Origin of the sequence: Tsukamurella sputi (genome assembly GCF_007858445.1) — a bacterium.
Lineage (GTDB): Bacteria > Actinomycetota > Actinomycetes > Mycobacteriales > Mycobacteriaceae > Tsukamurella > Tsukamurella sputi.
Genome location: NZ_VIGV01000004.1, coordinates 294,669 through 314,089 on the forward strand (window position 1 = coordinate 294,669; position 19,421 = coordinate 314,089).

Annotated in this window: 18 protein-coding genes and 1 pseudogene; 14 read left to right on the forward strand and 5 right to left on the reverse strand. The window is 70.9% G+C overall.

Translation table 11 applies throughout. The features are described 5' to 3' along the window. Positions 1-312 precede the first annotated feature (312 nt). Genes FK268_RS14340 through FK268_RS14350 form a run of 3 tightly spaced genes read left to right on the forward strand, consistent with a single transcriptional unit; the run spans position 313 to position 2,946 of the window. Positions 313-1,182, forward strand: a complete 870-nt coding sequence (locus FK268_RS14340; RefSeq protein ID WP_146435188.1) for a hypothetical protein — start codon at positions 313-315, stop codon at positions 1,180-1,182. A gap of 20 nt (positions 1,183-1,202) precedes the next feature. After that, complete coding sequence (locus tag FK268_RS14345; protein ID WP_146435191.1) at positions 1,203-1,775, forward strand: sigma-70 family RNA polymerase sigma factor; 573 nt, start codon at positions 1,203-1,205, stop codon at positions 1,773-1,775. A gap of 1 nt (position 1,776) precedes the next feature. Continuing rightward, positions 1,777-2,946, forward strand: a complete 1,170-nt coding sequence (locus tag FK268_RS14350; protein ID WP_146435194.1) for an anti-sigma-D factor RsdA — start codon at positions 1,777-1,779, stop codon at positions 2,944-2,946. Positions 2,947-3,055: 109 nt separating this feature from the next. Here the strand turns inward: FK268_RS14350 and FK268_RS14355 are convergent, their stop codons facing one another. Beyond that, positions 3,056-3,445: a DUF5319 domain-containing protein gene (locus FK268_RS14355; protein ID WP_126196527.1), complete on the reverse strand. Its 390-nt coding sequence runs from the start codon at positions 3,443-3,445 to the stop codon at positions 3,056-3,058. A gap of 84 nt (positions 3,446-3,529) precedes the next feature. Here FK268_RS14355 and guaB point away from each other — a divergent pair, with 84 nt between their 5' ends. From guaB to FK268_RS14390, 7 genes are all read left to right on the forward strand, one after another. Then, positions 3,530-5,071: an IMP dehydrogenase gene (guaB, locus tag FK268_RS14360; protein ID WP_146435197.1), complete on the forward strand. Its 1,542-nt coding sequence runs from the start codon at positions 3,530-3,532 to the stop codon at positions 5,069-5,071. Positions 5,072-5,131: 60 nt separating this feature from the next. Beyond that, positions 5,132-6,310, forward strand: a complete 1,179-nt coding sequence (locus FK268_RS14365; RefSeq protein ID WP_146435200.1) for a GuaB3 family IMP dehydrogenase-related protein — start codon at positions 5,132-5,134, stop codon at positions 6,308-6,310. Between the two features lie 113 nt (positions 6,311-6,423). Continuing rightward, positions 6,424-8,178, forward strand: coding sequence for an FAD-dependent oxidoreductase (locus tag FK268_RS14370; RefSeq protein WP_146435203.1), 1,755 nt, complete (start codon positions 6,424-6,426; stop codon positions 8,176-8,178). A 97-nt stretch (positions 8,179-8,275) separates the two neighbouring features. Next, positions 8,276-8,932: a DNA alkylation repair protein gene (locus FK268_RS14375; RefSeq protein ID WP_146435206.1), complete on the forward strand. Its 657-nt coding sequence runs from the start codon at positions 8,276-8,278 to the stop codon at positions 8,930-8,932. Between the two features lie 74 nt (positions 8,933-9,006). Further along, positions 9,007-9,387, forward strand: a complete 381-nt coding sequence (locus FK268_RS14380; RefSeq protein WP_146435209.1) for a hypothetical protein — start codon at positions 9,007-9,009, stop codon at positions 9,385-9,387. 52 nt (positions 9,388-9,439) lie between these two features. Next, on the forward strand, positions 9,440-11,005 hold the full coding sequence (gene guaA, locus FK268_RS14385) for a glutamine-hydrolyzing GMP synthase (protein ID WP_146435212.1): 1,566 nt from the start codon (positions 9,440-9,442) through the stop codon (positions 11,003-11,005). Between the two features lie 40 nt (positions 11,006-11,045). Next, positions 11,046-11,867: an SDR family oxidoreductase gene (locus tag FK268_RS14390; protein WP_146435215.1), complete on the forward strand. Its 822-nt coding sequence runs from the start codon at positions 11,046-11,048 to the stop codon at positions 11,865-11,867. Here the strand turns inward: FK268_RS14390 and FK268_RS14395 are convergent. Both FK268_RS14395 and FK268_RS14400 read right to left on the reverse strand, forming a co-directional pair. Further along, positions 11,800-12,048: a hypothetical protein gene (locus FK268_RS14395; protein WP_146435217.1), complete on the reverse strand. Its 249-nt coding sequence runs from the start codon at positions 12,046-12,048 to the stop codon at positions 11,800-11,802. The two genes, FK268_RS14390 and FK268_RS14395, sit on opposite strands and share 68 nt — an antisense overlap. Then, entirely contained in the window at positions 12,038-13,414 is a 1,377-nt protein-coding gene (locus FK268_RS14400) for a PspC domain-containing protein (RefSeq protein WP_146435220.1), read from the reverse strand. Before FK268_RS14400 ends, FK268_RS14395 begins: the two co-directional genes overlap by 11 nt. Before the next feature lie 141 nt (positions 13,415-13,555). Here FK268_RS14400 and FK268_RS14405 point away from each other — a divergent pair, with 141 nt between their 5' ends. Together FK268_RS14405 and FK268_RS14410 are read left to right on the forward strand one after the other, a co-directional pair. Next, positions 13,556-14,923 (forward strand): ATP-binding protein, encoded by a 1,368-nt coding sequence (locus tag FK268_RS14405; protein ID WP_146435223.1) that lies wholly within the window; start codon positions 13,556-13,558, stop codon positions 14,921-14,923. After that, positions 14,920-15,591: a LuxR C-terminal-related transcriptional regulator gene (locus tag FK268_RS14410; RefSeq protein WP_146435226.1), complete on the forward strand. Its 672-nt coding sequence runs from the start codon at positions 14,920-14,922 to the stop codon at positions 15,589-15,591. The genes FK268_RS14405 and FK268_RS14410 overlap by 4 nt, the downstream gene beginning before the upstream one ends. A gap of 9 nt (positions 15,592-15,600) precedes the next feature. Here FK268_RS14410 and FK268_RS14415 read toward each other — a convergent pair whose 3' ends face one another. Then, positions 15,601-16,773, reverse strand: coding sequence for a serine/threonine-protein kinase (locus tag FK268_RS14415; RefSeq protein ID WP_146435229.1), 1,173 nt, complete (start codon positions 16,771-16,773; stop codon positions 15,601-15,603). 17 nt (positions 16,774-16,790) lie between these two features. Continuing rightward, positions 16,791-17,339: a CGNR zinc finger domain-containing protein gene (locus FK268_RS14420; protein ID WP_146435231.1), complete on the reverse strand. Its 549-nt coding sequence runs from the start codon at positions 17,337-17,339 to the stop codon at positions 16,791-16,793. Positions 17,340-17,389: 50 nt separating this feature from the next. Between FK268_RS14420 and FK268_RS14425 the strand changes: the two genes are divergently transcribed. After that, positions 17,390-18,895, forward strand: coding sequence for an amino acid permease (locus tag FK268_RS14425; RefSeq protein ID WP_146435234.1), 1,506 nt, complete (start codon positions 17,390-17,392; stop codon positions 18,893-18,895). Between the two features lie 149 nt (positions 18,896-19,044). Further along, positions 19,045-19,302 (forward strand): annotated as a pseudogene (locus FK268_RS14430) (recombinase family protein); the annotation flags it as partial. Positions 19,303-19,421: the final 119 nt, after the last annotated feature.

Sequence of the window (19,421 nt, forward strand, 5' to 3'; positions counted from 1 at the left end):
CACCGTAGGCAGTTCGCTAGACGAAGGTCAACCCGCTGGAGCGTATCCGAGGGGTGTTTCGATCACGGTGAAAATTAACGTCGTGTTCATTCGTCTCAGCGGTATGCAGCTGCGGAATTGCGACCGTGAACCGCGGGTGCGTCGCATGATCGATGCAGGTAGTGATATGTTTTGAATTGTCGTACGCCGTAACTATGAGGTGACCCTGATCGGCTGAGGAGCGGAAATCGTCTTACACGATTGTAACGTCGACGCCCGCGAATGACCCTGGTGATCCATTGTCACGGCTGCAAATTCTGGAAGGTTAAATCTTTGGAAACTGGACAATCGGGCGTCTCCACGGAGGCTCTCCTCGTCGGGGCGTTCGGTGTCGACTGCGGTCCCGTCGGTCCGCTCGACGGGCCGGGGGGCCGGCTCTGGCTGCGGGCCGTCGCGCGGGCGGGGGAGGGCCGGTTCGCTGCCGCGCGCGCCCTGACGGCCCGGATCGCCGACGGCCCGTTCGCCTCGGCGGCGCGGTGCCTGGATGCCTCGATGCTGCGGCAGTCGGGGCGTCATCGGGCCGCCACCGGGCCCGACGGTGCCGCCCTCGCCCTTGCATCCGCACAGGATGGGGAACCCGGCTGCAGTCTGGCTGTGGCGCTGACGGTCGATGCGACGGTGGGGCTCGCTGCGGACGCTCTGGGCACCGGACGGTACGCGCTGAGCGGCGCGCTGCTCGCGCGCGCGGACGAGTGTCTCGCCGAGGAGGCGGCCGGAGCCGGTCGGGCCGACGTCCGACCGGACGCACCGGTCCCGTGGTGGACGGTGCCCCGCGCGCGCCTGCGCAGGGACTGGGTCGCCGCGGAGCTCGCCGTGTACTCGGGGGACGCCGCGGGTGCGGCGACGTCGGTGGATGCACTGCTCGCGGCGGATCCTGGAGCGGCCAGGCCCCGTCACCACGCGAAGACCCTGCTCATCGCGGGTGCCGCGGCGATGGCCTCGGGCGACGCCGCGCGCGCCGAAGAACTTGTGGGCAAGGCGTACCGCACGGCCACGGAGTCGGGGTTGAATCCTCTAAGGTGGGCCGGTGCAAAAATGATCAGCGGATCGCCAGGAGAGGGGCGGGGCGGGGCCATGACGACTGTCGTGGCCGCTCTGGAGGCGGAATGGATTCGTGATGGCGCGGATCTGGCAGGGGTGTAACGGCGGAATGCAGGCTGGCGATGAATCTGACAGGTGAGGAGCTCGACCGGGCCGTGCGCGAGGCAGCGCGCGGCGACAGGTCGGCGCTCGCAGACGTACTCGATTCCATCCGTCCTCTCGTCGTGCGGTACTGCCGCGCGCGGGTCGGTGGTGGCGAGCGTCACTCGCTGTCGGCTGAGGATATCGCGCAGGAGGTGTGCATGGCTGTGATGACGGCTCTGCCCCGGTATGAAGACCAGGGGCGTCCGTTCATGGCCTTCGTGTACGGCATCGCCGCGCACAAGGTCGCGGACGGCTTCCGCAGCGCCGCGCGTAACAAATCCGACCCCGTCGACGAGATTCCGGAGAGAGCGTCGCTGGAAGGCGGACCCGAGAACCACGCGCTCGCCACTGAGGCGAGCCGTGACATGGCCCGCCTGCTGAGCACGCTCCCCGAGAAGCAGCGCGAGATCCTGATCCTCCGCGTGGTCGTCGGCCTGTCGGCCGAGGAGACCGCGGAGGCCGTGGGCGGCACCGCCGGTGCCGTCCGTGTGGCTCAGCATCGCGCGCTGACCAAGCTGAAGAACCAGATCGCGAAAGAAGGTGAGAACTGACATGGCCGACGACAAGGACGGGCGCGGCGCCGATCACGGGCGCTTCGACCCCCATGACCCCGAGCGCACGGCCGCTCACCGTCTTGGTCCTCCGATGCGTCCCATGCGTCCTGGAGCGCCGCGCGGCGTGGGTGCCGACGACACCGGCTTCGTCGATCGCGTGACCGACGACGGTGCTCCCGTCGACGTGGCCGCGGTCCGCCGGGACGACGATCTGATCGAGGCGCTCGCCGCCGGTGGTGCCGTGAGCACCGTGGACCAGACCGAGTTCGCGCTCGCATCGCTCCTCGCCGACTGGCGCGACGAGATCGTCACGACCCCGGTTCCCTCCGGGCCGTCGATCGATGAGCTGGTCGCGGCCACCGAGACCGGGCGTCGTGGGCGCGGCTTCCGCCCCGCCCGACAGACCCGTCCGGTAGCGCCGCCCCCGGTCCCGGTGACCGGCGGCGCACCGTCGGACGACGATGGCGGCGACGTCACGCCGATCGGCGATGCGCCCTCGCGGCGCGGCCGGCGCTTCGGCCTGGTGGCCGGCGCCGCGGCGGCCGCCGTCGCGATCCTCGGTGGCGGCACGGTGCTCGTGAACTCGGCGAGCCCGGGTGACGGTCCGCTGTGGAGCGTCAAGGAGGTCGTCTTCTCCGACGCCGCCTCGCAGACCATGGCGACCTCGGAGGTCAAGGCGCAGCTCGAGAACGCGGACAAGCAGATCGACGCCAGCAATCAGGCCGCCGCGCAGACGGCCCTGGTCAGTGCCCGACAGCAGGCCGCGAAGGTGAAGAACGACAAGGACCGCGCCGCGCTCGAGGAGCGGATCCGCGCCGCGGAGGCGCGCGCGGGGCTGCCGGTCGGTTCCACCGACCTGCCCACCTCGACGCGTCCGCCGGAGCCCTCGCCCTCGGTGCCGCCGACCACGACGTCGGAGCCGACCACCACGGTCCCGCTGCCGACGACGCATCCGACCCGCCCGACGACGCCGCGCCCCACCACGCCGACGACGACGGTGCCGACCACGACGCCGGAGCCGACGACGACGGTGCCCACGACGACGCCCACGACCACGGAGCCGACCACGACCACCGAGCCGACCACGACGTCGCCGACGACCACCACGTCGCGGCCCAGGCCGACGGCCACGACGACGACCGCCGCGCCGCGGCCACGTCCGTCCTGACCGTCGCACCGGAGGAGCTCTTCCCGCGGTAGTCCCCACGGGATGGAACGACGAAGGCCCCCACCTCGCGGTGGGGGCCTTCGTCGTGCTGCGGTGGTGCCCGCGGCGGTCAGTCCTCGTTGGCGAGGTTCATCGCCGCATCGGCGTAGCCGCGGCAGTAGTCCCACGTGACGTAGGCGTCGGGCGCCGGATCGTAGGCGGGCTCGTGCGGCCGGACGGTGCCGTCGACCAACAGCTGCAGCAGGTTCGCGCGCAGCATGTCCCAGTCGTGGTAGTGATCCTCCTGGCAGTCGTCGCAGCAGATCACGAGGCCGCGGACGCCGCGGTGCGCGAGCAGCGCCTCGTACACGGACAGGTCCGCGAGGTCCTCCTCGACCGCGAGCCGTTCGGCGGGGTCGAGGGGCTGGCCGGGGTCGAGCGAGTCCAGGGCGGCGGTGGGATCGCTCGGATCGTCGGCGAACGGGTCCGGCGGGAGACCGGGGGGAAGATTGTTGCGCACGCCTCCACGGTACGCAGAAACGGCCGGGGAAGGCCAGTCACACGCGCTGTACGGACCCAGGAATCCGCCGCGTACCATGGATACATGACGCGCTCCGCCTCTTCCGCGCCCACATCCGGCAATGTTTTCATCGGGGGCGACGACCCCGCGAAGGTCGCGATGCTCGGTCTCACCTTCGACGACGTGCTCCTCGTTCCCGCCGCCTCCGACGTGATCCCGTCGGGCGTGGACATCTCGACCAAGCTCACCCGCGAGATCACGCTCAAGGTGCCGCTCATCAGCTCCGCGATGGACACCGTCACCGAAGCGCGGATGGCCATCGCGATGGCCCGCAACGGCGGCATGGGCGTACTGCACCGCAACCTGTCGATCGAGGCGCAGGCGCAGCAGGTCGAGACCGTGAAGCGGTCCGAGGCCGGCATGGTCACCGACCCGGTCACCTGCAGCCCGTCGAACACGCTGCGCGAGGTCGACGAGATGTGCGCACGGTTCCGCATCTCCGGCCTGCCCGTCACGGACGAGAAGGGCACGCTGGTCGGCATCATCACCAACCGCGACATGCGCTTCGAGGTGGACTTCGAGCGCCCCGTCGCCGAGGTGATGACCAAGGCGCCGCTGATCACGGCCCAGGAGGGCGTCACCGCGGAGGCCGCGCTGGGCCTGCTCCGCCGGCACAAGATCGAGAAGCTGCCCATCGTCGACGGCAGCGGCCGGCTCACCGGGCTCATCACGGTCAAGGACTTCGTCAAGACCGAGCAGCACCCGAACGCCACCAAGGACTCCGACGGGCGGCTGCTCGTCGGCGCCGCGGTGGGCGCGGGCGACGAGGCGTGGGAGCGCGCGATGGCGCTGCGCGACGCCGGCGTCGACGTGCTGGTCGTCGATTCGGCGCACGGTCACTCGAGCGGCGTGCTCAACATGATCGAGAAGCTCAAGCACGAGATCGGTGACGACGTCCAGCTCATCGGCGGCAACGTCGCCACCCGGAGCGGTGCGGCGGCGCTGGTCGCGGCCGGCGTCGACGGCGTGAAGGTGGGTGTCGGCCCCGGCTCCATCTGCACCACGCGCGTGGTCGCGGGTGTCGGCGCCCCGCAGATCACCGCGATCCTCGAGGCGACGGCGGCGTGCGCGCCGGCCGGTGTCCCCGTCATCGCCGACGGTGGCCTGCAGTTCTCGGGCGACGTGGCGAAGGCCCTCGCGGCCGGCGCGTCGACGGCGATGCTCGGCTCGCTGCTCGCGGGCACCGCGGAGTCGCCGGGCGAGCTGATCCTCGTCGGCGGGAAGCAGTTCAAGAGCTACCGCGGCATGGGCAGCCTCGGTGCCATGCAGGGCCGCGGCCAGGGCAAGTCCTACTCGAAGGACCGCTACTTCCAGGACGACGTGCTCTCCGAGGACAAGCTGGTCCCCGAGGGCATCGAGGGCCGCGTGCCCTTCCGCGGCCCGCTCAGCTCGGTGATCCACCAGCTCACCGGTGGCCTCCGCGCGGCCATGGGTTACACCGGCAGCCAGACGATCGAGGACCTCAACCGCGCCCAGTTCGTGCAGATCACCGCGGCCGGTCTGAAAGAATCGCATCCGCACGACATCACGATGACGGTCGAGGCGCCGAACTACACCACGCGCTAGAGACCCTGCTGACCAGGCACATTCGGAGCGGCCGCTCCGGAATCGGAAGGACTGAGCGCGTTGCGCGACATGGTTGAGATCGGCATGGGCCGCACGGCTCGGCGCACCTACGAGCTGCAGGACGTGAACATCGTCCCGTCGCGGCGCACCCGTTCCTCGAAGGAGGTGTCCACCGCCTGGCAGCTCGACGCGTACCGCTTCGACACCCCGATCCTCTCGCACCCGACGGATGCGATCGGCTCGCCGGACTTCGCGATTGAGCTCGGCAAGCTGGGTGGTCTGGGCGTGCTCAACGCCGAGGGCCTGTTCTCCCGGCACCGCGACGCGGAGGCCCAGCTCGAGCAGGTCGTCGAGCTGGCGGCGGGCGACATCACCGGCATCGCGGCCATCCGCCGCCTGCAGGAGCTGCACGCCGCGCCGCTCGATCCGGAGCTGCTCGCCGCGGCCGTCGGCCGGGTGCGGGACGCCGGGGTGACGGTGGCCGTGCGCGTCTCGCCGCAGCGTGCCCGCGAGCTGACGCCGGTGCTGATCAAGGCGGGCATCGACCTGCTGGTGATCCACGGCACGATCATCTCGGCGGAGCACGTCTCGGCCGAGGATTCGGCGGGGGAGCCGCTCAACCTCAAGACCTTCATCGGCGATCTGGATGTTCCTGTGGTCGCGGGCGGCGTGAGCGATCACCGCACCGCGCTGCACCTCATGCGGACGGGCGCAGCCGGCGTCATCGTCGGCTACGGCTCGGCCGAGGGCGCCACCACCACCCGCGAGGTGCTCGGCATCGGCGTGCCGATGGCGACGGCGATCGCGGACGCGGCGGCGGCCCGTCGGGACTACCTCGACGAGACCGGCGGCCGGTACGTGCACGTCATCGCCGACGGCGACATCTACAGCGCGGGCGACGTGGCGCGCGCGATCGCGTGCGGCGCCGACGCCACGATGCTGGGCGCGCCGCTGGCGATCGCCGCCGAGGCGCCGGGCAAGGGCTGGTACTGGCCGTCGGTGGCGGCGCATCCGTCGATGCCGCGCGGCGCGGTCGCGCCCGCGCAGCTCGGTGGACTCGACGCGGGCGAGGACGCCCCGGCCGGAGCGGCGCCCTCGCTGCAGACCATCCTCACCGGCCCGTCGACCGAGCCGAACGGCCAGTTGAACCTGGTGGGGGGCCTGCGCCGGTCGATGGCGAAGGCCGGGTACAGCGAGCTCAAGGAGTTCCAGAAGGTGGGACTGAACGTCGCGTACTGAGCGCGAAGGCCTGTTATTGAGTGGCGTTTAGTAGTACCGTTACCCGTCAGTAGGGCCGTTCAGCCGCGGCTCGGTGGAGACACATGTCCTCGTGGACGGGTGAGGAGTGCCAGATGGCAAAGGCAATCGCGCAGAAGTCGGGCGATCACTTCGACGTGCTCGTGATCGGTTCCGGGTTCGGCGGCAGCGTCACGGCGCTGCGCCTGACGGAGAAGGGCTACCGCGTCGGTGTGCTCGAGGCCGGTCAGCGATTCGAGGACGAGGACTTCGCCGAGAGCACCTGGAACCTCAAGAAGTTCGTCTGGGCGCCGAAGATGGGCCTGTACGGCATCCAGCGGATCCATCTGCTCAACGACGCGGTCGTCCTCGCCGGCGCCGGCGTGGGCGGCGGCTCGCTGAACTACGCGAACACGCTGTACAAGCCGCCCGCGCCGTTCTTCAACGATCCGCAGTGGAAGCACATCACCGACTGGGACGACGAGCTGTCCCCGTACTACGACCAGGCCCGTCGCATGCTGGGCGTGGTGAAGAACCCGCACGAGACCCCGTCGGACCGCGTGATCAAGCAGATCGCGGAGGAGATGGGTGTCGCGGACACCTTCACCGAGACGCCGGTGGGCGTGTACTTCAACCAGCCGGGCCGCACGGATCCGGATCCGTTCTTCGGCGGCGCGGGCCCCGCCCGCACGGGCTGCACCGAGTGCGGGCAGTGCATGTCGGGCTGCCGCGTGGGCGCGAAGAACACGCTGATGAAGAACTACATCCACCTGGCTGAGGCGGGCGGCGCGCGGTTCATCCCGATGACCACCGTGACGGGGCTGCGTGAGGGTCGCAAGGGTGTCTGGGAGGTGTCGACGGTGCGCACCGGTGCCGTCGCGCGCAAGAACCGGACGGTCTACACCGCCGACAACGTGGTCTTCGCCGCCGGTACCTGGGGCACGCAGACGTTGCTGCACTCGCTCAAGGACACCGGCGCGCTGCCGAAGCTCTCGGACCGCCTGGGCGTGCTCACGCGCACCAACTCCGAGTCGATCCTGGGGTCGGCCCGTGTGCACGCCGACCCCGAGCAGGACCTCTCGCAGGGTGTCGCGATCACCAGCTCCTTCTACCCGACACCGGACACGCACATCGAGCCCGTCCGCTACGGCCCCGGCCGCAACGCCATGGGCCTGCTGCAGACCCTGTTGGTCGACGGTGGCGCGGGCCGAACCCGGCTCTCGGGCTTCGTCAAGGGCCTCGCGAAGAAGCCGTCGGACCTGAAGCTGCTGCTCACCCAGAAGGATTGGGGCCAGCGCGTGCTGATCCTGCTGGTGATGCAGAGCCTCGACAACTCGATCACCACGTACACGAAGAAGATCCCCGGCTCGAAGAAGCGGCGCATGGTCTCCAAGCAGGGCCACGGCGCGCCGAACCCCACGTGGATCCCCGCGGGCAACGAGGCGGCGCGGATCGGCGCGGAGAAGCTGAACGGCGTGGCGGGCGGCACCTGGGGCGACATCTTCAACGTCCCGATGACCGCGCACTTCCTCGGCGGCGCCGCGATCTCGGACACCCCCGAGACGGGCGTCATCGACCCGTACCACCGCATTCACAACTACCCGTCGCTGTTCGTGGTCGACGGTGCCGCCATCTCCGCGAACCTCGGCGTCAACCCGTCGCTGTCGATCGCGGCGCAGGCCGAGCGCGCGGCGTCGCTGTGGCCGAACAAGGGCGAGCAGGACCCGCGTCCCGCGCAGGGCACCGGCTACCAGCGGATCGCGCCGGTCGCGCCGACGTCGCCGGCGGTGCCCGCGGGCGCCCCCGGCCAGCTGCTGCTGCCGCTGCCCAAGGTCCGGCCGGCGCAGGAATCGCAGGACTCCCAGGCCTGACGTCCCTTGTGAATCCACGGCTCAGCGGCTACAGGAGGCCGGATCTGGCCTCGTGGGTCGGTACGGCCGTGGATTCACAGGCGCTACCGTCGATGCCATGACGAAGGTCGACGACGTACTGGCCGAGTTGGCGGCGCTGGAGGACCCGAAGGCCCGCGCCGTCAACGAGCGGCACGGTGACCCGCACGGCGTGAACCTCACGAAGCTGCGGGCGCTGGCGAAGTCGCTCGGTACGGACCACGAGCTGGCCGCCGACCTGTGGACCTCGGGCGATGTGGCGGCCCAGTTGGTGGCGCTGCTCATCGTGAAGCCGAAGCAGTTCTCGGCCGACGAGCTGGACGCCATGCTGCGCTCCACCCGCAGCGACAAGGCGCACGACTGGCTGCTCAACTACCTGGTGAAGAAGTCGCTCCACGCCGCCGACCTGCGGGCGCGGTGGTGGGGCGATGCCGACCCGCGGGTCCGCGCGGCCGGGTGGACGCTCACGACGCACGCGGTCACGACGGCCGACCTGGACCGGGACGCGCTCCTGGACGAGATCGAGCGCGACATGCGCGACGCCGATCCGAAGCTGCAGTGGGCGATGAACGAGACCCTCGCGACCATCGGGATCGAGGACGAGTCCCGGCGCGCCCGCGCGATCGAGATCGGCGAGGAGCTGCAGGTGCTCGCCGACTACCCGGTGTCGAAGGGCTGCGTCTCGCCCTTCGCCCCGATCTGGATCACGGAGATGGTCCGCCGCCGCGAGGCCTGAACGTCGACGGATCAGGGGAGGGACCCGGAGAAACCCTGATGACCAGGGCGGGCCCGGCGTCGTAGCGTGACCGCATGTCCGCAGGATTCCCGCTCGTGACCGTTTTCATCCGACCCGACGACGAGCCGCGCGTCATCGCGTCGATCGGTGACCGGCTCGCCGCGAGCGCGGCGTCGTTCGAGTTCACGGCCTCTCCGGAGGATCCGTCGCTCCACCGCCAGTGGACAGTCGAGCACCCGCTGGTGCCCCCGGCGGACCGACGCTGCCGGGTGCTGTGGGCCCGGTTCGACGGGGCGGATCTCCAGCGCGTCGCCGAGGCTGCCATCGACGTCCTGTCCCCGCACGCGCGCGGTGAGAACGAGGCGATTCTCGCCGGGCGCGAGGTCCACGTGACGCCCGACGACTTCCCCTGGTACGCCCACGTGCCGCTGTGGGACCTGGTGGACGTGCCCTGATGTCCCGCCCTGATGTCGTGGGGCGCCGCCGCCCGCGACTAGACTGGCCCGGGTGACGGACTCCTCACCCAACCCCGTTCTGGTCGTCGACTTCGGCGCGCAGTACGCGCAGCTGATCGCGCGCCGAGTCCGCGAGGCGCGGATCTACTCGGAGGTGGTGCCGCACACCATCACCGCCGACGAGGTGCGCGCCAAGAACCCGGCCGCCATCGTGCTGTCGGGCGGCCCCGCGTCGGTGTACGCGGAGGACGCACCCAACCTCGACCCCGAGGTCTTCGACCTGGGTGTTCCGGTCTTCGGCATCTGCTACGGCTTCCAGATGATGGCCCGCACGCTGGGCGGCACCGTCGCCAACACGGGCGGGCGCGAGTTCGGTCGCACCACGCTGACCCCGAACGGCGAGGGCTTGCTGCACGCGGGCCTGCCCGCCGAGCAGCCGGTGTGGATGAGCCACAACGACGCCGTGCAGGTCGCCCCCGAGGGCTTCACGACGGTGGCCTCCACCCCCGGCGCCCCCGTCGCCTCGTTCGAGAACGTCGAGAAGAAGATGGCCGGCGTCCAGTACCACCCCGAGGTGCTGCACAGCCCGCACGGCCAGGAGGTGCTCACGCGCTTCCTGTACGAGATCGCCGGGCTGAAGCCCACGTGGACCGCGGCGAACATCGCCGAGCAGCTCATCGCGGACGTCCGCGAGCAGGTCGGGGAGAGCGGCCTGGCGATCTGCGGCCTGTCCGGCGGCGTCGACTCGGCCGTCGCGGCCGCGCTGGTGCAGAAGGCCATCGGCGACCGTCTGACCTGTGTCTTCGTCGATCACGGTCTGCTCCGGCAGGGCGAGCGTGAGCAGGTCCAGACCGACTTCGTCGCCGCGACGGGCGCACGCCTGGTCACCGTCGACGCCGAGGAGACCTTCCTGAACCGCCTGGCCGGAGTCAGCGACCCCGAGACCAAACGCAAGACCATCGGCGAGCTGTTCATCCGGTCCTTCGAGGGCGCCGTCAGCGAGGTCGTCGGTAACGCGGACACGAAGGTGGAGTTCCTGGTCCAGGGCACGCTGTACCCGGACGTCGTGGAGTCCGGCGGCGGCGCGGGCACGGCGAACATCAAGAGCCACCACAACGTGGGCGGCCTGCCGGAGGACCTGGAGTTCACGCTCGTCGAGCCCCTGCGCCTGCTGTTCAAGGACGAGGTCCGCGCCGTGGGCCGCGAGCTCGGCCTGCCGGAGGAGATCGTCGGCCGCCAGCCCTTCCCCGGGCCCGGCCTGGCCATCCGCATCGTCGGCGAGGTCACCAAGGACCGGCTGGACCTGCTGCGCAAGGCCGACGCGATCGCCCGCGAGGAGCTCACCGCCGCGGGCCTCGACGGCACCATCTGGCAGTGCCCCGTCGTCCTGCTCGCGGATGTGCGCAGCGTGGGCGTGCAGGGCGACGGCCGCACCTACGGCCACCCGATCGTGCTGCGGCCCGTCAGCTCCGAGGACGCCATGACCGCGGACTGGACGCGCGTGCCCTACGAGACCCTCGAGGTCATCTCGACCCGCATCACCAATGAGGTCGAAGAGGTCAACCGTGTGGTGCTCGACGTGACGAGCAAGCCGCCGGGGACCATCGAGTGGGAGTAACGGTCAGCTTCTGACCGCTGCCGTCGGTACCGTCGATGCCATGACGATTCTGGTGACGGGTGCGACGGGGAACATCGGGCGGAAAGTGGTCGACGAGCTGCTGGCGCGGGGCGTGACGGACATCCGCGCGCTCACCACGAACCCCGCGAAAGCGGCACTGCCGCACGGAGTCGAGGCGTTCCGGGGCTTCATCGGCAAGCCGCAGACGCTCGACGGTGCCCACGGCAGCGCCTTCGAGGGCGTGACCGCCATGTACCTCGCGCCCTACGAGCCGACGGCGGCGGAGGTGCTCCGGCGCGCGAAGGATGCCGGCGTGCAGTACGTGGTCGCCACGTCCGGCAGCGCGCACTGGCAGGCGCTCACGGACACGATCCTCGCCAGCGGGATCGACGTGACGGTGCTGGGGCCGGGCGAGTTCATGGAGAACTTCGCCGGCTGGGCCGGACAGGTCGCCACCGGCGTGGTCCGTGAGCCCTACCCCGATGCCGGCAGCGCACCGATCGCCATGCAGGACATCGCCGCCGTCGCCGCGGCGCTCCTCGCCGCGGACGAGCGGGCCCCGCACGTCGGGAAGGTCTACGAGCTCACCGGGCCGAGCTTCCTCACCCGCGTGGAGATGGCCGCGGCGATCGGCGAGGGGATCGGGCGCCCGGTCCGGTTCGAGCAGGTCGGCCGGGAGGCGGCGCAGACCGCGCTCGCCGCCCAGATGGGCGACGAGATGGCCGGCTGGTACCTGGACCTGCAAGACGCCTCCCGCCGGTACCGGCAGGAGGCGAACTCGCTGGTCGAGGAACTCAGTGGCCGTCCGCCGATGAGCCTGGCGCAGTGGGCGGAGCGGAATCGGAGCCTCTTCGGGGCCTGATCAGGGTCACCCCCGCGACGACGACGGCGCCGATCGCGAGGAAGCCGAGGAGGGTGCGGGCATCCACGAGGCGGGGGCCGCCCACGATCGCCCAGGCGGCGATGGCGAGGGCGGCGATCCCGGCGACGAGCAGGGCGGGCGAGGCGGATGTTCTACCGGCCGTGGTCTTCTCAGCGGACACGGTCCACCTCCACACTGCCCACGTTGCTCTGGGCGTCGATCGTCAGGGTCGGGCCGCCGGGCTTCGGCGATGCGTTCAGGCCGTCGGGGCACTGGGCGTCACCCACGGTCACGGTGCAGCGCACCTTCACGTTCATGTCCTGCGGGACCTGGATCCGGGTCTCGCCCACACCCACTCGCGTGGTCAGCGTGCGGTCGCGGTCCAGGGTGAGCTCGCGCAGATCGAGCTTCAGCGATCCCGCCTGCAGGACGTACTGCTCCTGCAGGGCGTTCGGGTCGGCGATCGTGAACTGCCGGTCGCCGCGCGGTGCGTCGGCGAGGCCGGTCATCACGCTCTGCGCCATCGTGCCCACGACGACGAAGCCGGCCAGCGGGATCGCGACGGCGAGCAGGCCGTAGCCGCTGCGCCGGAAGGCGCCGACGACGAGTCCGGCGCCCACCACTCCGAGGACGATGGCGGCGGCGACGACGGGCGAGATCGACACGCCGAGAACGAGGTCGACGGTGGCGATGGCGGCCGCCGTCAGGAGCGCGATGCCGAGCGTCACCGGGGTGACGCGGGTTCGCCGCTTGGGCGTGACCGGGGCGGGTGCGGTCGCCGCGGCCGGTTCGGGGAGATCCCAGGCGAAGGGGGCCGCGCCCAACGGATCCCAGCGGGGCGGGTGGATCTCCTCGGTCTGCTGGGTCTGCACGGTGGGAGCGGACTCGGGAGCCCTGCGCAGGTTCACCGGTTCCGACGGTGCCGCGGCCGGCCCGGTCGGGGCCGCGGGCTCCGATGCCTGCGCCGGAGTCCCGTCGTCCTCCGGCGCCGGGGCCGGAGGCGTGGCCGGCGGTGCGGCGGGGGAGCCCTGGGCACCCGCGGGCGGCGTCCAGACGGGCTGCCACGGGAACTGTGCGGCCGGCGGCTGCCACGCCCCGACGGGGGCGGCCGGCGCGAGTCGCGTGGAGACGGCCGTGCCGGGCGGCGGCACCGGCAGACGCTGGTGCAGCGCGTACCAACCGGCCAGCAGCAGGGCCAGGCTGATCAATCCGGCGCCCGGCCATGAGGAGCTCATGCCACCGCCGAAGGTCACGGCGAGCACCGCCGCGATGATGAGCACGAAGGTCGGTGGGCCCGAGCGTTGGACGGGGGTGCCGTAGGCGTACTCGGATTCCTTGGGGAGCACGAAGATTCCGACGATGTAGGCGACGAAACCGAGCCCGCCGAACACCGTCGCACCGATGAAGGCGGCGCGCACCAGCGCGACGTCCACCTGGTAGCGGCGCGCGAATCCCGTGCACACGCCGCCGATCGGCGCCTGCCGGGCCCGTAGCGGCCTGGTCTCCCACATCTGCCGTACCTGGCTGGAGAGGGTTGTCGTATCCATGCCTTCGATCCTGCGGGGCGCGGCGGCCCCGGTCCATCGGGATCTACCCTGAATTCCCCGGTCCGCGACTCGGGGTGCGACCGGGATTCAGGGGCTTCCCCGATACCCGTGCGCCACGATCCGTGCCACCATCGAGGGATCATGAGCAGACTCACGCAGCGCCGGAGGGCGCGGCACCAGGCTCGCCAGCAGGCCTGGCAGAACTGGCAGCAGGCGGTACGGACGCCTGCCGCCACGTACCGTCCGGCCGTGCCGGCGCCCGCCGTCGTGCCGCCGCAGGTGCAGCCGGCCCCCGCCCCGACCTACCCCCGTCTGCACCGCCGCAACGGGGGCGCCGTCATCGGCGGCGTGTGCGGGGGCGTCGCCGATCACCTCGGCGTCGACGCCGTCAAGGTCCGCATCGCCTTCACCCTGCTCGCGCTCCTCGGCGCGGGCGTGGTGATGTACGCGCTGCTGTGGTTCATGTGCCGCCCAGGCGCCGACACAGCGCCGCCCGACCCCGCGGAGCGCAGGCAGGGCCTCGCGCTGGCAGTGCTCGGCGTGGTCGGTGCCGCGACCCTCGCCTCGGTGGCGAGCAGCACCAGCGCCGGCTTCGTCGTCCCCGTGATCGTCATCGGCGTCGGCGCCGCCCTGGTCTGGCGCGAGGCGGATTCGGCCCGCAGCCCGTCGACCACGCACGGCGGCGGCTCGCGCCTGATCACCTGGCTGCGCATGCTGGGCGGTGTCACCCTGGTGATCGTCGGGCTGGCGGTGGTCTTCCTGGGCCGTGTGGACGTGGCCGCACTCCCGACGGCGCTCGCCGCCGTCGTCCTCACCCTGGTGGGCGTCGCGCTGCTCACCGTGCCGGTCTGGGTGCGCATGTGGCGCGACCTGAGCGCCGAGCGCGCCGCCCGGGTACGCACCATCGAGCGGGAGGAGATCGCCTCGCACCTGCACGATTCCGTGCTGCAGACGCTCGCCCTGATCCAGAAGCAGTCCGCCGACGGTGCCGCCGTCAAGCGCCTCGCGCGCAGCCAGGAGCGCGAACTGCGCGAGTGGCTGTTCGGCGGCGCGGAGGCTCCCGCGCAGTCCCTCGCCGCGGCGCTCAAGGCCGCCGCGGCCGATGTCGAGGACGCGCACTCGGTGGCGGTGGACGTGATCACCGTGGGTGATGTCGAGGGCGCGGAGCTCGGGGTCGACGATCGGTTCACGGCCCTGCTCGGCGCGGCCAAGGAGGCGATGGTGAACGCCGCCAAGCACTCCGGGTGCGAGAGCATCGACACCTACGCCGAGGTCGACGACCGCACGGTCTCCGTCTTCGTCCGCGACCGCGGCGTCGGATTCGACCCGGACGCGGTACCGTCGGACCGGCAGGGCCTGGCGAAGTCGATCCGGTCCCGGATGGAGCGTCGCGGCGGCAGCGTCGCGGTGCGCACCTCCCCGGGCCGGGGTACCGAGGTGCGGCTGTCGATGGCGAGGATCGGCGACGACGAGAGCGTCGCGCCGGAGAATGCGGAGGAGAGTGCGTGAGCTACCGGGTGTTCCTGGTCGACGATCACGGGGTGTTCCGGTCCGGCGTGCGCGCCGAGCTGGCCCGCGAGGACGCCATCGAGGTGGTGGGTGAGGCGGGCACCGTCGGGGAGGCCGTCTCCGGCATCCTGACCACCGCACCGGACGTCGTGCTGCTCGACGTGCACATGCCCGACGGTGGCGGTGTCGCCGTGCTGCGCGGCGTGGCCGACGGTGCCCCGCGCGCGAAGCTGGAGAAGGCGCCGGTCTTCCTGGCGCTCAGCGTGTCCGACGCCGCGGAGGACGTGATCGCCACGATCCGCGCCGGCGCCCGCGGCTACGTCACGAAGACCATCTCGGGGCAGGAGCTGGCCGATGCGGTGCGCCGCGTCGCGGAGGGCGACGCGGTCTTCTCTCCGAGGCTCGCCGGTTTCGTGCTCGACTCGTTCACCGGCCGCTCGCCCGTGCCGGAGCCCGCGCTGGACCCGGAGCTCGACTCGCTCACCCCTCGTGAGCTGGAGGTGCTGCGCCTGCTCGCCCGGGGGTACACCTATCGGGAGATCGCCGAGGACCTGTTCATCTCGGTCAAGACCGTCGAGACGCACGCCTCGAACGTGCTCCGCAAGACGCAGCAGAGCAACCGCAACGCCCTGACCCGCTGGGCGCACACGCGCCACCTCGCGGACTGATCGCGGGGCTCAGCCCAGGGCGATGATGACGCCCGCGACGATCGCGGCGAGCAGGATGAAGCCGCCGATGATCCATGCCGCGAGCACGGCGTTCGACATCTTCGACGGCGGCGCGACGGGCGGCGGCGTGTAGGTGCTCGGCCGCGGCGCGGGAGGGACGGGGCGCTTGCGCTCGATCGGGCCCGACGATGCCGTGCGCGCCGACCCCGCCCGGTCGCCGGGCGTCCGCTCGCCGGCGGACCGTCGGAGCCAGACGGCCGGCGCGCCGTCCCCGGCCTGGAGCGGTGCGCTGAGGATCGCCGCGGGATTGCCGCCGCCGGCGGCGACCACGGCGAGCCGGTCCCGCGCCTCGGTGAGCGAGGGGCGGCGCTTCGGGCTCGGCTGCAGCATGTCGAGGATCACGTGGATCAGCGGACCGTCGTGCTTGGGCGGATTGATCTGTCCCAGAGCGACTTTGTGCAGTAGAGCGATCGAGTCCTCGTCGACGCCGAAGGGCGGCGCACCCTCGAGCGCGGTGTACAGCGTGGCGCCCAGCGAGTACAGGTCGGAGGCCTCCGAGGGCTCGGTGCCCCGGGCGACCTCGGGCGCGAAGTAGGCGGGCGTGCCGGTGATGATGCCGGCGGGGCCGGCCTCGTCGCCCTTGGCCCGGGCGATGCCGAAGTCCGAGAGCTTGACGGTGCCCGACGCCCGGCCGCGGTTGGCGATGAGGATGTTGCCGGGCTTGATGTCGCGGTGGATGATGCCCGATTCGTGGGCCTCGATGAGGGCATCGGCCATCTGTGCGCCGATCTGCGCGACCTGCCGCTCCGGCATCGTGCCCGTCATGTGCAGGACCTGGGCGAGCGAGCGGGAGGGTAGGTACTCCATCACCAGCCAGGGCTCGCCGCGGTCGAGGGCCACGTCGTACATCGCGACGGCGTTGCGGTGCTGCAGGCGTGCCGCGAGACGCCCCTCGTGCAGTGCGCGCCGGCGGAGCTCCTGCGCCTCCTCCTCGGTGAGGCCCGCGGTGGAGATCACCTGCTTGGCGGCCACGTCGCGCTCCAGGCGTTCGTCGCGGGCCAGCCACACGGCGCCCATGCCGCCGCCGCCGATCTTGGAGGTCAGGCGGTATCGTCCGGCAACGAGGTAGTCGGGCCCGGGAACGCCCCTGATCGCTCCGCCCGCACCCGTCGATTCCGCCACGCCGTTGATCCTAAGGGTCAGGCCCGGCGCGCGCGGTACGCGGCCACGTTCAAGCGGTTGTTGCACCCGTCGTCGCAGAATCGGCGGGAGCTGTTGCGGCTGAAGTCCACCAGCACGCCCGCGCAGTCCGGCGCGGCGCAGCGGCGCAGCCGATCGAGGGCACCGGCGCGCACCACGTCGACCATGCCCATCGCGGGCTCGGCGAGGAAGCGCTCCGCGATCGGCGTCGCGTCGTTCCAGCCGTGCAGGTGGTACGGCCAGTCGTCGTGCCGGACGAGCTGCGGGAGGACGGCCGCATCGCGCAGCATCCGGTTCACCAGGTCGACGGTGCCGGCCTCGTCGCCCGCGAGGTCCCAGAGGCCCCGCAGGACGCGCCGCACGGCGTGTACTCGGCTCAGCTCGTCCTCACGCAGGGGGATCGGTCCGGTCCATCCCCAGCGCTCGACGAAGGCGCGCAGCGCATCGACGTCGGGCAGGCGCTCGACGCGTTCGGTGCGCGCGTCGGGGGCGGTGTTCACCAGGTCGGCGGCGCTCGCGAGTGCGGATCGGGTGTCGTAGGAGAACATGACGCTGCGAATGCTAACCGCAGCGGTGTCGGGGTCGCTACTCTCATCGGGTGTCCAGCCCGCTTGGAATCACCCCAGACGAAACTCTCCGCAAAGGTCTGCAGAGTCGCCACATCAGCATGATCGCGCTCGGCGGCGCGATCGGCACCGGCCTGTTCGTGGCGTCCGGCGCCACGATCAGCAAGGCCGGCCCCGGTGGCGCCCTTCTGGCCTACGCGCTCATGGGCGTCATGGTCTTCTTCCTCATGCAGAGCCTCGGCGAGATGTCGGCCTACATGCCGTGCAGCAACCCGTTCGAGGAGTACGGCACCCGGTTCGTCAGCAAGTCCTTCGGTTTCGCGGCCGGATGGAACTACTGGTTCAACTGGTCGATCACGCTGGCCGCGGAGGTGGTGGCGGGCGGCCTGATCATGAAGTTCTGGCTGCCCGACGTGCCCTCGTGGCTGTGGTCGCTGATCTTCCTGGCGGGCCTGTTGGCGTTGAACCTGTTCGCGGTGAAGGCCTTCGGCGAGGCGGAGTTCTGGTTCGCCTCGATCAAGGTGATCGCCGTGGTGGTCTTCCTGATCGTCGGCGTGCTCATGGTGCTGGGTGTGGTCGGCGACGGCCCGTCCCCCGGTTTCTCGAACTGGACCGTCGGCGATGCGCCCTTCGTGAACTGGCCGCTCGGCATGCTCTCGGTCTTCCTCATCGCCGGCTTCGCCTTCCAGGGCACGGAGATGATCGCGGTCGCGGCGGGAGAGGCGATCGAGCCGAAGAGCGCCATCCCGCGGGCGGTGCGCACCGTCTTCTTCCGCATCCTGGTCTTCTACATCGGGACGCTGACGATCATCTCCTTCCTCATCCCGTACACCAGCCCCGAGCTGCTGGACGCCTCGGAGGAGAACGTCGCCGTCGCGCCGTTCACGCTGGTCTTCAAGCTGGCTGGCATCGACGCCGCGGCGTCGATCATGAACGCCGTCATCCTCATCGCCATCCTCTCCGCCGGCAACGCCAGCCTGTTCGCCGCGACCCGCGCGCTGTACGGGCTCGGGGTCGACGGGAACGCCCCGCGGATCTTCGCCAAGGTCTCCCGGTCGGGCGTTCCCGTGGCGGCCACGGCGGCGACGGTGGCCATCGGCGCGCTGTGCTTCCTGACCAGCTTCGTCGGCGACGGTGCCGCGTACACCGCGCTGGTCGCGGCCTCGTCCGTGGCCGGTTTCGTGACCTGGATCGGCATCGCATGGGCGCACTACAAGTTCCGGAGGGCGTGGAACGTGCAGGGCCGCTCGCTCGACGCGCTGCCGTACAAGGCGTGGCTGTACCCGGCGGGACCGATCGTGGCGCTGCTCATGTCCATCGCGGTGATCGCGGGCCAGGGCTATCTCGCCTACCAGGACTCCGGCTCGGGCCCCAGCATCGGTCTCTGGTTCACCACGTACGCGGCCCTGATCCTGTTCCTCGGGCTGTGGTGGGGGCACAAGCTGATCACCAGGACACCGACCGTCGACGCGGCGACGGCGGACCTGTCGCCCGTCGCGGCCGCCTCCGCGCACCACGATCCGAACCGCGTGGGCTGATACTCCGATCGCTCGATGAAGGCGGATCGCCCCGGTATGCGGGCGATCCGCATGCATTCGTCCGGGCGCGGTGAAGTCGGACGCGGCGATCTTCGGGAGTGGCGGCTGGGATCACTTCATGAGAGCACTGATCGTTTGCGCGCCGCGGGATAGGCACTAGGGGCAGCCCTCAGCGCACACCTGAAGACCTTGTTCGACTGTCTCGCGTGACCGACGCGACCACAAGCCCTGAACGTCAGCTTGCCGCATGTCAGGAGCTATGTCAGGCACGTGGGTACGACGTGGTTGGTGTGGCCGAAGATGTCGATGTGTCGGCAGGTAAGAGCTCGCCGTTCGATCGTCCGCAGCTTGGTCGTTGGCTTCGTGATCCCGCGCAATACGACGTGATCGTGTTCTTCCATGTGGACGGGTCAAGCTCCGAGGCGCGTAGCAGCGCCTGAGATCGGTGCTGAGAGCCCAACACGCGCTCACCGGAGGTCGTGCATGCGGCGAATCGGTCACAGCATGTCGGGATTACCTGGGATGC